The following is a 12,890-nucleotide window of genomic DNA, read 5'->3' on the forward strand; positions in this document are numbered from 1 at the left end:
CTCAACGGGACGGCTGCCGGGCCGCCGACGGATCCACCGTCGCCTGATGGACCTCGGCCAGATGCTCCTCCGCCTTCAGCCACGGCAGGAACTGGGCGCCTCTGCGCCAGCCGCACGTATCGCATCTGATCGTGCGCTGCACCCCCGTGCGCTGGACCCGGACCACGTGCTCCCGGCCGTGCCCGTCCCAGCGGCTGACCTTGCTCGTGCTGTTGCCCTGCGGCATGAACCCCACGCCTCCTCGACGAGTCCTCAAAGCCCGGCCGGGACAGGAGTGTGCAGCAAGACGAACATCAACAGGGGGAGCTTCACATGGAGTTGTCCGAGCCGTGGCCCGGCTCAGCCGATCTCACGTGGCAGCCGCAGGCTGAGCAGGCCGGTCAGCACGACTCCGGCCAACTGCACCAGCAGCGTGGTGACCAGTGCGTCCCGCATGCCCAGGCGCGGCACCAGGGTGAGGAACAGGGTGCCGAGCGTGGCCACGCCCAGGGCGAGCGCGGACTGCTGGGTCGTGACCATCACACCGCTGCCCACACCGGCCCGGGCGGGCGGCACCTCGGACATCACGATCCGGAAGACATTGGGCAGTTGGAGCGCCTGCCCGGCACCTGCCACGGCGGCACCCGGCAGCAGCGCGCCGAAGTCCAGGTGCGGCCAGTCCCGCCACGCCGCCAGCACGATCAGCAGCACGCCGACGCCCTGGACCACCGATCCGGCGGCGACGACCCGGGTGCCGTACCGGGCAGTCAGCCGGGGGCCGGCGAGGGAGGTGAACAGGAACACCACGGCCATCGGGGCGAGCGCGAGCCCGGCCGGCACCGGGCCGAGTCCCGCGCCCTTCTGCAGCGCCAGCGCGATGACGAACATGAACCCGCTGAAGCCGATGGAGAACGGCAGGATCAGCGCCAGACCGCGCCGCAGCGAGGCGAGCGCCAGCAGGCTCGGCGGCACCAGCGGGGTCCGCCCCGCCCGGTCGGCCCGCCGCTCCACGGCCCAGAACGCCCCGGCGGCGAACGGGAACGCGGCCAGCGACAGCCACGTCCACAGCGGCCAGCCCGCGGCCCGGCCCTCGGTGAGCGGGGCGAGCAGCGTCAGCAGGGACACCGCGAGCAGGACGGTGCCCGGCCCGTCGGCGGGCTCGGGGTGCTGCGACCGGGTCTCCGGCACGACGCGCACGGCGAGGACCAGGCCCAGGGCGACCACGGGCACGTTGACGAGGAACACCGCCCGCCATCCGGTACCCGCCACATCGGCGGCGACGAGAACCCCACCGAGGATCTGCCCGGCCACCATGGACAGCCCGGCGGTGGCGCCGTACAGGCTCATGGCCTTCGCGCGGCGCGCGCCGCGGGTCGTGGCCTGGATGGTGGCGAGCACCTGCGGAAGCATCGCGGCGGCCGCGGCGCCCTGCGCGACCCGCGCCGCGACCAGGGTCCAGGCGCCCGGCGCCAGCCCGCAGGCCAGCGAGGTCAGCCCGAACGCGGCCATGCCGCCGAGGAACAGCCGGCGCCGCCCGAACAGGTCCCCGAGCCGCCCGCCGAGCACCAGCAGCACGGCGTACGCGACCCCGTACCCGGCCACGACCAGTTCCAGCACGGCCTCGCTCGCGGCGAGATCGGCGCCGATGGCCGGCAGGGCGACGTTGACGATGAAGAAGTCGATCAGCGGCAGCGCCGCGGCCAGCAGGACGGTGAACAGCCCGAGCCCGCCGAGCGCGGGCGGCGCGGCCGTCGTACGGACGACCGGTTCGGTGGTGACGGTTTCCCTCATGCCCCCGAGCCTGCGCCACCCTTCAGAGGGGTACCAGAGTGTCCTGATCCTGGTACAAGAACCACCTGGCAACAGGATGGCGGACGGGGCACGCTGGGACCATGACGACCATGGCCACGGACCGGGGGACCGCCGCGCAGCCGGCCCGGGGGTCGGAGATCCGGCGGAACGAGCTGGCCGCGTTCCTGCGCAGCCGCCGCGAGCGCATCAGCCCCGAGCAGGTGGGGCTGCCGCGCGGCGTCCGCCGCCGTACGCCGGGACTGCGCCGGGAGGAGGTGGCGCAGCTCTCCGCGGTCGGCGTCACCTGGTACACGTGGCTCGAACAGGCCCGCAACATCCAGGTCTCCGTCCAGGTCCTGGACGCCCTGGCCCGCACCCTGATGCTGGACGCCGGCGAACGCGCCCACCTCTTCCAGCTGGCCGGCGCGACCGATCCGACCCCCGCCGCGAGCTGCCCGAGCGTCACCCCGGCCCTGCGCGAGATGCTGCGCCAGCTGGAACCGATCCCGGCCTGCATCCAGAACAGCCGGTACGACATCCTCGCCTACAACCGCACCTACGGCCGCCTCCTGTGCGACCTGGACGCGATCCCGCCCGAGGACCGCAACTGCATGATCCTCGTGTACACGAACCAGGAGTGGCAGGAGTCGGTCGTGCACCTGGAGGAGACCCAGCGCCTGATGGCCGCCCGTCTGCGGGCGTCCATGGCCGGCCACCTCGGCGAGCCCGCCTGGAAGATGCTGCTGAAGCGACTGGAGACGGAGTCCCCCACGTTCCGCGAGAACTGGGAGCGCTACGAGGTCGTCGGCAACCGCAACAAAACCAAGGAGTTCCTCCACCCCCGCGTCGGACACCTCAAGCTGGAGCACACGGACCTGTGGCTGGGCCCCGAGGCGGGCGCCCGCATGGTGACGTACACCCCGTTCGACGAGCAGTCCCGCGAGCGGCTGCAGAAGCTGTACGACTTCGCCCTCGGCCGGGCCTGACACCGTCCCGTCCGCTACGCCCGCCCCGAGGCCCCCACCGGCTGGCGGATCTCCGCCGTGCGCAGCTTCTCGGCCGTCCGTTCCGCGGTCCCGCGGGCCCAGCGGCCGCTGGTGAGGAGGCCGAGGACAAGGACGGCCAGGCCACAGGCGGTGAGGATCCACCAGCCGGGACGAGCCGCCGAGACGAACGCGTCCGTGTACGGCGACGAGCCGATTCCGGAGACCAGGACCGCGCCGACCACCGCGACGCCGAGCGTCTGCCCCAGCTGCCGGCTCGTGGAGGCGACCGCCGCGGCGACCCCGGCCTGGGCGCGCGGCATGCCGGAGACGGCCGTGTTGGTGATCGGCGCGTTCACGAAGCCGAAGCCGATGCCGAAGAGGACGTAGCCGACGAGAAGGGTGGCGTTCGACGTCTCCGCCTCGAAGGCCGCGAAGAGGACGCCGCTCGCCGTCATCGCCGTACCGGCGACCACGAGCGGGAGGCGGGGGCCGCGGCTGCCCACCAGCCGGCCGGACAGGGGCGCGCAGAGAAAGGTCGGCGCGGCCATCGGCAGCATCCACAGACCCGCGTGCAGGGCGTTCAGGCCACGGACGTTCTGCAGGTAGAGCGTGGACAGGAAGAGGAATCCGCCCAGTGCCGCGAAGGCGCTGACCGCGATCACCGTGGCGCCGCTGAACGGGGCCGAGTGGAAGAAGCGCAGGTCGATGAGGGGTTCGGTGCGCCGGGGCTCGTACCAGAGCAGGCAGAGGAGGGCCACGAGGGCGATCGCGGCGAACGGGGCCACCGCGCCCGGGCCCGCGTCCGGGGCCTCGATGATCGCGTAGGTCAGCGAGCCGAACAGGGCGATGACCAGGAGCTGGCCGACCGGATCGGGCCGGCGGGCCTTCGGCGCGCGGGACTCGGGGACGAAGCGGAGGGTGAGCAGGAGCGCGGCGAGGCCGACCGGGAGGTTGATCCAGAAGATGGAGCGCCAGCTCACCGACTGCACGAGCAGGCCGCCGACCAGCGGGCCGGCCGCCATGGATATGCCGACCACCGCGCCCCAGACGCCGATCGCGCGGGCCCGCTCCCGGGCGTCGGTGAAGGTGTTGGTGATGATCGACATGGCGACCGGGTTGAGCATCGAGCCGCCGATCGCCTGCACCATGCGGAAGATCACCAGCAGGGTCAGGTTCGGGGCGAGCGAGCACAGCAGGGAGCCGATGGAGAACACCACCAGGCCGGCCATGAAGACGCGCTTGCGGCCGATCCGGTCGGCCGTCGAGCCGGCGAGCATCAGGAGCGAGGCGAGCACCAGCGTGTAGGCGTCGATCGTCCATTGCAGGCCGGAGGTGGAGGCGTGCAGGTCGCGCTGCATGGACGGCAGCGCCACATTGAGGACGGTGTTGTCCAGGCTCACGATGAGCAGGCTCATGCAGCAGATCGCGAGCACGAGCAGGCGGCGGCGATGGCTCAACTCGGGCATGGTTGCATCGTACGCGGATTTCAATAGTGCGTCTAACTAATGACCGTTACATGATCTTGGTGATCACCTGACTCCCGTCGGCCCCGGCTCACTCCAGTACCCGGCGCGGCCGGAAGCCAGGCCCTCCCGGCCGGCGGAACCGCCGCACGAGCGACCGGCGGGTTGAGGGACAATGGGTGCTTGTCCCGAGTCCGGTCCCCTCGTGTGGCCGCCTCCTCCGCCGTACGCCCGTCCCGGAGCCGTCTGATGTCCCACCCGCTCTCCATCGGCCCGCACGCCGTCGCGCCGCCCGTCGTGCTCGCACCCATGGCGGGGATCACCAACGCCCCCTTCCGGACCCTGTGCCGGGGGTTCAGCGGCGGCAAGGGACTGTTCGTCAGCGAGATGATCACGACCCGGGCGCTGGTCGAGCGCAACGAGAAGACCATGCAGCTGATCAGGTTCGACGCGAGCGAAAAGCCGCGTTCGATCCAGCTGTACGGCGTCGACCCGGCGACCGTCGGCAAGGCCGTGCGCATGATCGCCGAGGAGGACCTCGCCGACCACATCGACCTGAACTTCGGCTGCCCGGTCCCGAAGGTGACCAGGAAGGGCGGCGGATCGGCCCTGCCCTACAAGCGGAACCTGCTGCGGGCGATCCTGCGCGAAGCCGTCTCCGGCGCCGGTGACCTCCCCGTCACCATGAAGATGCGCAAGGGCATCGACGACGACCACATCACCTACCTCGACGCCGGCCGCATCGCCGTCGAGGAGGGCGTCACGGCCATCGCCCTGCACGGCCGCACGGCCGCCCAGCACTACGGCGGCACCGCCGACTGGGAGGCCATCGCCCGGCTGAAGGAGCACGTCCCGGAGATTCCCGTGCTCGGCAACGGTGACATCTGGTCCGCCGAGGACGCGCTGCGGATGGTGCGGGAGACGGGGTGCGACGGGGTGGTCGTGGGACGCGGTTGCCTGGGGCGGCCGTGGCTGTTCGCGGACCTGGTCGCGGCGTTCGAGGGGCGCCTGGAGGACCTGGCCCGTCCGGCACTCCGCGAGGTGGCCGACGTCATGGTCCGGCACGCCACCCTGCTCGGCGAGTGGACCGGCGACGAGTCCAAGGGCGTGGTGGACTTCCGCAAGCACGTCGCCTGGTACCTGAAGGGCTTCGCGGTCGGCTCCGAGATGCGCAAGCGCCTGGCGATCACGTCGTCCCTGGAAGCGCTGCGGGCCGGTCTCGACGAGCTGGACCTCGACCAGCCGTGGCCGGCCGGGGCGGACGGCCCTCGCGGCCGCACGTCCGGCAACAACCGGGTGGTGCTGCCGGACGGCTGGCTGAAGGACCCCTACGACTGCGCCGGCGTGACCGAGGACGCGGAACTGGACACTTCGGGCGGCTGAGCCGCTCTCGCCGCGCGGGCCGTGCCGGACGCGGCACGCGGGGCGGGAGCGGTGGTGGCCGGGATCCCCCCGCGGCGATCCGGAGGCACGCGCACACCCTGAACGGCGGCCGGTCACCCCTTCTTCGGATGCGGCGTCGAGCCGTACGCCGTGAGGAAGCGGTCCCGGAACGCGCTCATCTTCCACACCGGCGCGTTGTGCGCGGGCCGCAGCCCGTCCGTCCAGCCCCACCCGGCGATCTTGTCCAGGACCTTCGGGTCCTTGGCGACGATCGAGACCGGAACGTCACGGCTGGCGTGGTTGCCGCTGACCCGGGCGATCGGCTGGTGGTCGCCCAGGAAGACCAGGACGGTGTCCTCGCTGCCGTAGCGCTCCAGCCACTGGGTCAGCGCGGTCACCGAGTACTGGATCGACTTGCCGTACTCCTGGCGGGACTTGGTGGTGTCGGCGATGACGTCGGCCGGCTTGTTGCCCGCCGCCTGGATGCCCTTGAAGACCGAGCCGTCGCCCAGCTGGTCCCAGCCGACCATCTTCGGGATCGGCGCCCAGGGCTGGTGGCTGGAGGTGAGGATCAGCAGCGACATCCGCGCCTTGCCGTCGGCGGGCCTCTTGCTGTGCACCCGGTCCTGGTACTGCTGCAGCGCGTACTGGTCCGGCATGGTCGACCAGCTGAACTTCGGGCCCCTGTAGCCGAGTTCGAAGGCGTTGTAGACCTTGTCCAGGCCGTACCACTTCTGCTCCGGCCAGGCCTTCTGCACGCCTGGCATGACCCCGACCGTGTCGAAGGCGCCGGTCTTCTTGAACGCGTCCGTCAGGCTGAGGTGGTCACTCGCCATCACCGTCCGGTAGCGCTGCTGGTTGCTGATCCACAGACCCGACATGGTGGTCGAGTGGCCGAGCCAGCTGCTGCCGCCGTAGGTCGCCGAGGTCAGCCAGCCGCTCTTGGCGTGGAAACCGGCCTTGGCCAGGGCCTTGGTGCGGGCGTCGAGGGTCGCGTCGACACCGGGTGCCATGATCGGGTCCTCGATCGCGCTGCGGCCGTAGCTCTCGATGAACGTGAAGACCATGTCCTTGCCGCGCAGATCCGGGACCAGCTGGCTGCCCGGCGTGTTCCCGAAGGCGTCGACCCTGGCGACCTTCTCGAACTCCGCCTCGTCCTTGAGCGTGGCCGAGATCAGGTGGGCCTGGGCCTTCAGCGCGGTGGCCGTGTTGTCGGAGGCGAGCGGCACACCGAACATCTGCAGGCCGAGGGAGGAGCAGGTGATCCAGGCGACGCCGGCGACCAGCGTGCCCCGGGTCGCGATGCCGCTGTGGCGGGCGAGCAGATTGCTCAGCCGGACCATGGACAGCGCCAGCAGCACGAACAGCAGCAGCACGAGGACGATCAGACCCGCCACGGCGGCCAGGGTCTCCGTGCGGCCGAGAGAGTCCTCCAGATACGACTCCGCGTCGCCGAACAGGCTCCAGTCGAGAACGACGTTGAAGCCGCGTCCGAGGTACTGATTGAAGCCCATGTCGAGCGCGTTCAGCACGGTCATCGCGGCCAGCGCTGCCCCGGACACGGCGGCCAGCGCCACCCGCGGCCGGCGCGGCAGCGCGATCATCACGGCCGCCCCGATCACGGCTTCCGCCGGTATCCGCAGGAACTTCGAAGGCCCCAGCCCCACCACGGAGTTCGGCATCACCAGCGCGGCGACCACGAGGGCGGCGGCGAGCACGGTGACGGTGACGGACAGCGCCCGGGCGCCGGCCGGATGCCCCTCGCGCCACCTTCCCGTCCACATGGACCACGCGGTCCAGGGACGCCGCAGCCAGGCGGCCCACGGCCGCCGGGAGGGCCGCGGGCCGGGTCGGGGCTCCGGGGACTCCTCCGGCTCGACCGCTTCGGCTTGCGCTGCGGCTGATTCGCGCGTGCTCATGTCCTGGGACAACCCGGCGTCCTTCCATGCGAGACCCGATCTGCCGTCCCGTACGGTCATCGGCCGGACCCTGTTCAGGGGCACCGAGCAAACACCGGGCAAATACAGCGCCCTGAAGGGGCGCGGGGGTGCGCCGGTATGCGGCTTTGCCGCATGGGCGCGACCAGCCACGACGACGCGCGGTCGACGACGGCGCTGGTGCGGCGACCGGAAAGGTTCACCGGCAAACCTTTCCGGTCACAGCACTAGGCACCCCCAACCGCTGTCAGCAGCGCGAGCGGCACCGCCGCCGACCGGGACTCCCGGACACACGCGTGCGGACAGGGAACCGGCTCCGGATGCGTGTCCCGCCCGTACCCCGCCAGCACCTCCGGCAGCCGGTGCCCGGCCGCCGTCGCCGCGTCCACCAGCGCATGCGCCACCGCACGGGCCTCGTCATGCAGCCCGTACCGGGCCAGCCCCAGCGTGATCAGCGCGTTGTCGTGCGGCCACACGGAACCGCGGTGGTACGACAGCGGGTGGTACGCCGCCTGCCCCGCGGCCAGCGTCCGCACCCCCCAGCCGGAGAAGAAGTCCGGCTCCAGCAGCCGTCGGCCCACCACCGCGCCGTACTCCTTGTCCAGCAGGCCGGACCACAGCAGATGCCCGGCGTCGGAGGCCAGCGCGTCGATCCGGCGGCCCCGGCCGTCCAGTGCGAGCGCCGGGAAGTGCTGCTCCGGCATCCAGAAGTCCCGCTGGAAACGGTCCCGGAGATCGGCGGCGGCCTGTTCCAGCAGCGCCGCGTACGTCTCGTCGTCCCACACCGCGCGCGCCAGCGACGCCGTGCGGCGCAGCGCGTCGTACGCGTAGCCCTGCGCGCCCGCCGCCATCACCGCGCCGGTGGGCCGGGTGCCGTCGGCGCAGCAGATCGCGCCGGGGGAGTCCTTCCAGTTCTGGTTGGCGAGGCCGCCCTCGTCGGCGCGGTAGACGAGGTAGCCGCGCGAGGTCAGCCCGCCGTGGTCCAGCATCCAGCCGATGGCGGCGCGCGCGTGCTGCTCCAGGCGCCGGGCCGGGCCGGTGTCCCCGGTCCGCTCGACGTACGCGCCGAGCAGGATCAGGAACAGCGGGGTCGCGTCGACCGAGCCGTAGTACCGCCCGAACGGCACCTGCCCGAAGTGCGCCAGCTCGCCGTGCCGTACCTCGTGCACGATCTTGCCGGGCTGGGCGACCGGGAACGGGCCGGTGCCGGTCGCCTGGGTGGCGGCGAGCGCGGGGAGCGTGGCGGCGGCCAGCTCCGGGCGGTACGGCAGCGCGAACAGGGAGGTGAGCAGGGCGTCCCGGCCCAGGAGGGTGAGGAACCAGGGCGCGCCGCCGGCCGGGACGCGCAGTTCCTCGCCGTCGGGCCCACACGCCGGCACCTGGAGCGCGGCCAGGTCGGCGAGACCGCGCGCGCAGGCCGCCGCCAGTTCCGGCCAGCCGGTCGGGAAGGCCACGCCCTCCACGAACTCGCCCTCCTGCGCCCGGAGTTGCTCGCACACGGCCGCCGGATCGCGGGGCACGCGCAGCGCGCGCGTCTCGCCGTGCGGGCGGGCGATCACGCGCAGCAGCAGTTCGGTCGTGCCGTGCGGTGCCAGGTCGAGGGTCCACACCAGGCGGCGGGCGCCCGTGCCGGTCTCCTCCACCGCGTCGGGGGCGGGGTCGGCCGTGATCGTCGTACGGGACCGCCATTCGGCGCGCCGGTAGGTGAACTCGATGCCGTCGTCGAGGACCTCGCGGGAGCGTACGGCGCCCGGCTTGGCGTAGGTGCGGTGGTCGCAGCGGAGTTCGAACTGGTCGGTGAAGTCGGCGTCGGCGGTGATGGCGAGGCGGACGGTGGTGGGCACCGGGCGGTTGCTGGTCACCCGGAGCGATTCGACGAACGAGCTGTCGCCGACGGCCTGCCGGCGGAAGAGGGTGTGCGCCGGCGGCTCCTGCCTCCCGCCGCGCGGGACCAGCACACAGCGGGCCGCGTCGCCGTCGGCGACCGGGGTGAGCACCTCGGGCACGGCGCCGTCGACGGTGAGCTGCCAGCGGCTGAGGTGCCGGGCGTCCCGTACGAACAACCCGTCCGGGGAGCCGCTGCCCCGGACCCCGCTGATGTCGCCCCGGTCGCCCACGGCGGCGAACGTCGCCCCGCGCACGAGCAGATGATGCCGGTCGGTCATCCCCGGTCGCCTCCTTCGTCACTTCTGTCGAACGTGCCGGTGGCCGCCTCGGACACGCCCTCGCGGGCGCCCTTGAGAAGGTCTTGGTGCAGCTCGTGGTGGAGGTCGAGGGCGAGCGCGGCGGTCCAGCCGAAGCCGGCCGCGCCGCAGCCCTCGCCGGTGTACGGGTCGACGTACTCCGCGAAACCGGTGGCTTCGGCGAGGTGCAGCACGGCGGCGCGCAGCGCGTCGGCCCGCTCCCGCTCGCCGTGCACCCGCAGGCCGCGCTCCAGCAGCCAGCCGGTGTTGAACCAGGCCGGCCCCCGCCAGTACCGGTGGGGGTCGAAGGCCTCACCGAGGAGGTCGTAACTGGGCACGAGCCGGGTCCTTGCGCCGAGCCCGAAATGCGGCCCGCACAGGGTGCCGACGAGCGCGGTGACGACCGGTCGCGGCAGCCCGGGAAGCAGGAGCGGCACCAGACCCGAGACTCCCCGCTCCCGGATCCACCCGCCGCCGTGCAGGTCCCGGCACAGGAACGACCCGGCCGCCGGATCCCACAGCCGCTCCACCAGCGCCGCCGTCAGGCGTTCGGCACGCGCCTGCCGGGCGGTGCCGGCCGCGCCCAGCTCCTCGGCGATCCGGGCCAGCGCGTACTCGGAGGCGATGAGCAGGGCGTTGAAGGCGGGATCCTCGACGGCGAACTCCCCGCCCGTGCCGTCCCGCTGTCCGCCGTCCCGGTATCCGCCGTCCCGGTAGTCGACGGCCAGCCGTACGTACCGGCCGTAGTCCAGATCCGTGGGCCGGTCCTCGGGCGCGCCGTGGTCGAGGTCGGCGCGGCGGAAGGAGCGGGCCGGGGCCGGGGTGATCCGGGCGAGCGGGGCGTCCCAGCAGGGGCTGTTGTCCATGCCCTGCTCCCAGGGGTGCACGACCGACACCAGCCCGGCGCCGCCGAGGTCCCGGCGGTGCAGCAGATAGCGGTGCCAGGCGGCCAGCCGCGGGTGGACCCGGGCCAGGAAGCCGCGCGCCCGGGACAGTCCGGGGTCGGCACGGTGCACCAGCCACGCCGCCAGCGCGTGCACCGGTGGCTGCACGATGCCCGACGTCTGTACGGTGCGCGGAGCGCCCGCCGCGCGACCCGCGGTGGAGGAGCGCCAGAAGTCGGGGCTGGGGAAGTAGGCGTCGAGCGGTACGGAGGGGTTGAAGACGATGTGCGGCACGCGCCCGTCGGCCCACTGGGCGGCCAGCAGCGTCTCCAGCTCGGTCTGCGCCCGCAGCGGCGAGACGTGCCTCAGGCCGATCGCGATGAACGCCGAGTCCCAGGACCACTGGTGGGGGTACAGCTGCCGGGAGGGGACCGTCGAGCCGCCCGTCCAGTTGGCGTCGAGCACGCGGGCCGCCTTGCTGCGCAGGGACATGCCGGAAGCCGCGGGGTCGTATGCGGTCCGGTGCTGCGCGGGACGGGCGGTGAGCTGCGCGCTGCGTTCCACTCGGGGCTCCCCGAAGACGAAGACGCCCGGTCGGGCCGACCGGGTTTGGCGGTAACCGTCATAGAGTTACGTCTATTTAACACGCAAAACCCACTATGTAATGCAGACTTGGGAAACACAAGGGGGTGCGCATGACCGGACGTCCGGTACGGGCCGTCAGGAGCGGCGGCCAGGCGAGCGCCGGCGAGCTGCTCGAACTGGTCCGCAGCGGACGGGCGGTGACGCGCGGCGCGCTCCAGCAGGCGACCGGACTGTCCCGCGCGACCGTCGGTCAGCGCCTGGACCGGCTGTTCCGGGCCGGCTGGCTGCGCGAGGGCGCCGGCGGTCCGGTCGGCTCGCCGCTCGGCGGACGCCCCTCCATCACCCTGGAGTTCGACGACTCCCACGCGGTCGTCCTCGCCGCCGACCTCGACACCCGGCACGCCCGCGCGGCCGTCCTCTCCCTGACCGGCGACATCCTCGCCGAGCACGCGGGGACCCTGGTGGTCGAGGACGGACCGGATGCCGTACTGGGTGAACTCGGCCACTGGTTCGACCGGTTGCTGGAGAAGGCAGGACGCCCGGCGGCCGACGTCTGCGGCATCGGGCTCGCCGTGCCCGGCCCCGTGGACACCGAGACCGGCCGGGTGGTGCAGCCGCCGATGATGCCGGGCTGGGACGGCTACGACGTGACGGGCCGTCTCTCCCGTGCCTTCACCGAGCGCACCGGCGCCGGCGCGGTCCCGGTCCTGGTGGACAACGACGCCAACCTGATGGCCTACGGCGAACAGCGCGCCGGGCATCCCGACTGCGCGGCCTTCGTCCTGGTCAAGGTGTCCACGGGCATCGGCGCCGGGGTGGTCGTGGACGGCTCGGTCTACCGGGGGACAGACGGCGGGGCGGGCGACATCGGGCACATCCGGGTCGGTGCGGACGCGCTGTGCCGCTGCGGTTCGTACGGCTGTCTCGCCGCCGTCGCGAGCGGGGGTGCCGTGGCCCGGCGGCTGGCCGAGACAGGGGTGCCGGCCGCCTCCGGCTCCGACGTGCGGGACCTGCTGGCCGCAGGGCATCCCGGGGCGGCGTCGCTGGCCCGGGAGGCGGGGCGCCGGGTCGGGGACGTCCTGGCGACCGTCGTCACCCTGCTCAACCCGGGGGTGCTGATGATCGCGGGCGACCTGGCCGGAACGCCGTTCCTGACCGGCGTGCGGGAACTGCTCTACCAGCGGGCGCTGCCCCGCTCCACGGCCCACCTGGACGTCGTCACCTCGCGGCTGGGGGACCGGGCCGCGCTCATAGGAGCGGGAGCGCTGGTCGTGGAACACCTCTACGGGCCGGAGCACGCGGAGGAGCGGCTGCGGGCGCTGGGTGTGTGACGAGGTGTTTCCCCGTCCTGCCGGGGTCCGGCGGCGGTCCGCATGGTGAAATCCGGCGGGCTGTGAGAGCGTGATTCTCGCCACCCTTGATAAGGGTTGCGCTCAGATGAGCGGATCTTGGGCGACTGCACTTCTCCAAGGGGTGGCACTCGGTGCCACCTCTTGATCGTTCATCGATCGAAATCAGACGTGCAGGAACCGCGCTCATCTGAGCGAAAAGCCCGCCCTTGGGCGTGCTTGCATTCAAGAAGTGAAGACATCTGACCGCGTTGGCTTGCCAAGCTTTGACTTTCGATCCGCTGGCGGACGAGTGGTTACAGGCGCATGACGCGCAAGTGGACGTACCCATGCGCCTTCGATCTGGGTAT

9 protein-coding genes are annotated in these 12,890 nt (G+C 72.4%); 3 read left to right on the plus strand and 6 right to left on the minus strand.

What is annotated here, in order from left to right:
• Nucleotide 1: 1 nt before the first annotated feature.
• Together ABZ919_RS08860 and ABZ919_RS08865 are read right to left on the minus strand one after the other, a co-directional pair.
• Nucleotides 2-226: a hypothetical protein gene (locus ABZ919_RS08860; RefSeq protein WP_361244317.1), complete on the minus strand. Its 225-nt coding sequence runs from the start codon at nucleotides 224-226 to the stop codon at nucleotides 2-4.
• A 113-nt stretch (nucleotides 227-339) separates the two neighbouring features.
• Nucleotides 340-1,770, minus strand: coding sequence for an MFS transporter (locus tag ABZ919_RS08865; protein ID WP_361244320.1), 1,431 nt, complete (start codon nucleotides 1,768-1,770; stop codon nucleotides 340-342).
• A gap of 101 nt (nucleotides 1,771-1,871) precedes the next feature.
• Here ABZ919_RS08865 and ABZ919_RS08870 point away from each other — a divergent pair, with 101 nt between their 5' ends.
• On the plus strand, nucleotides 1,872-2,756 hold the full coding sequence (locus ABZ919_RS08870; protein WP_361244322.1) for a helix-turn-helix transcriptional regulator: 885 nt from the start codon (nucleotides 1,872-1,874) through the stop codon (nucleotides 2,754-2,756).
• A 14-nt stretch (nucleotides 2,757-2,770) separates the two neighbouring features.
• Here ABZ919_RS08870 and ABZ919_RS08875 read toward each other — a convergent pair whose 3' ends face one another.
• A complete protein-coding gene (locus ABZ919_RS08875; protein WP_361244326.1) occupies nucleotides 2,771-4,222 on the minus strand; it encodes an MFS transporter in 1,452 nt (483 codons plus the stop codon).
• Between the two features lie 246 nt (nucleotides 4,223-4,468).
• On the opposite strand from ABZ919_RS08875, the gene dusB reads away from it, so the two are divergent.
• Complete coding sequence (gene dusB, locus ABZ919_RS08880; RefSeq protein ID WP_361244328.1) at nucleotides 4,469-5,602, plus strand: tRNA dihydrouridine synthase DusB; 1,134 nt, start codon at nucleotides 4,469-4,471, stop codon at nucleotides 5,600-5,602.
• A gap of 113 nt (nucleotides 5,603-5,715) precedes the next feature.
• Here dusB and ABZ919_RS08885 read toward each other — a convergent pair whose 3' ends face one another.
• The 3 genes from ABZ919_RS08885 to ABZ919_RS08895 all read right to left on the minus strand — a co-directional run bounded on the left by ABZ919_RS08885 (nucleotide 5,716) and on the right by ABZ919_RS08895 (nucleotide 11,170).
• Nucleotides 5,716-7,386 (minus strand): CDP-alcohol phosphatidyltransferase, encoded by a 1,671-nt coding sequence (locus ABZ919_RS08885; RefSeq protein ID WP_361244332.1) that lies wholly within the window; start codon nucleotides 7,384-7,386, stop codon nucleotides 5,716-5,718.
• A gap of 380 nt (nucleotides 7,387-7,766) precedes the next feature.
• Nucleotides 7,767-9,704, minus strand: coding sequence for a glycogen debranching N-terminal domain-containing protein (locus tag ABZ919_RS08890; protein ID WP_361244335.1), 1,938 nt, complete (start codon nucleotides 9,702-9,704; stop codon nucleotides 7,767-7,769).
• On the minus strand, nucleotides 9,701-11,170 hold the full coding sequence (locus ABZ919_RS08895; RefSeq protein WP_361244338.1) for a hypothetical protein: 1,470 nt from the start codon (nucleotides 11,168-11,170) through the stop codon (nucleotides 9,701-9,703). The genes ABZ919_RS08890 and ABZ919_RS08895 overlap by 4 nt, the downstream gene beginning before the upstream one ends.
• 131 nt (nucleotides 11,171-11,301) lie before the next feature.
• On the opposite strand from ABZ919_RS08895, the gene ABZ919_RS08900 reads away from it, so the two are divergent.
• The gene (locus tag ABZ919_RS08900) at nucleotides 11,302-12,522 is read left to right on the plus strand and encodes an ROK family protein (protein ID WP_361244341.1); all 1,221 of its coding nucleotides are present in this window, start codon (nucleotides 11,302-11,304) and stop codon (nucleotides 12,520-12,522) included.
• Nucleotides 12,523-12,890: the final 368 nt, after the last annotated feature.

This window comes from Streptomyces sp. NPDC046759 (assembly GCF_040645475.1).
Classification (GTDB): Bacteria; Actinomycetota; Actinomycetes; order Streptomycetales; family Streptomycetaceae; genus Streptomyces.

Bases quoted from the DNA above. Each gene is read 5' to 3' on its own strand.
- ABZ919_RS08860 (WP_361244317.1), bottom strand. From the start codon at position 226: ATGCCGCAGGGCAACAGCACGAGCAAGGTCAGCCGCTGGGACGGGCAC.
- ABZ919_RS08865 (WP_361244320.1), bottom strand. From the start codon at position 1,770: ATGAGGGAAACCGTCACCACCGAACCGGTCGTCCGTACGACGGCCGCG.
- ABZ919_RS08870 (WP_361244322.1), top strand. From the start codon at position 1,872: ATGACGACCATGGCCACGGACCGGGGGACCGCCGCGCAGCCGGCCCGG.
- ABZ919_RS08875 (WP_361244326.1), bottom strand. From the start codon at position 4,222: ATGCCCGAGTTGAGCCATCGCCGCCGCCTGCTCGTGCTCGCGATCTGC.
- dusB (WP_361244328.1), top strand. From the start codon at position 4,469: ATGTCCCACCCGCTCTCCATCGGCCCGCACGCCGTCGCGCCGCCCGTC.
- ABZ919_RS08885 (WP_361244332.1), bottom strand. From the start codon at position 7,386: ATGTGGACGGGAAGGTGGCGCGAGGGGCATCCGGCCGGCGCCCGGGCG.
- ABZ919_RS08890 (WP_361244335.1), bottom strand. From the start codon at position 9,704: ATGACCGACCGGCATCATCTGCTCGTGCGCGGGGCGACGTTCGCCGCC.
- ABZ919_RS08900 (WP_361244341.1), top strand. From the start codon at position 11,302: ATGACCGGACGTCCGGTACGGGCCGTCAGGAGCGGCGGCCAGGCGAGC.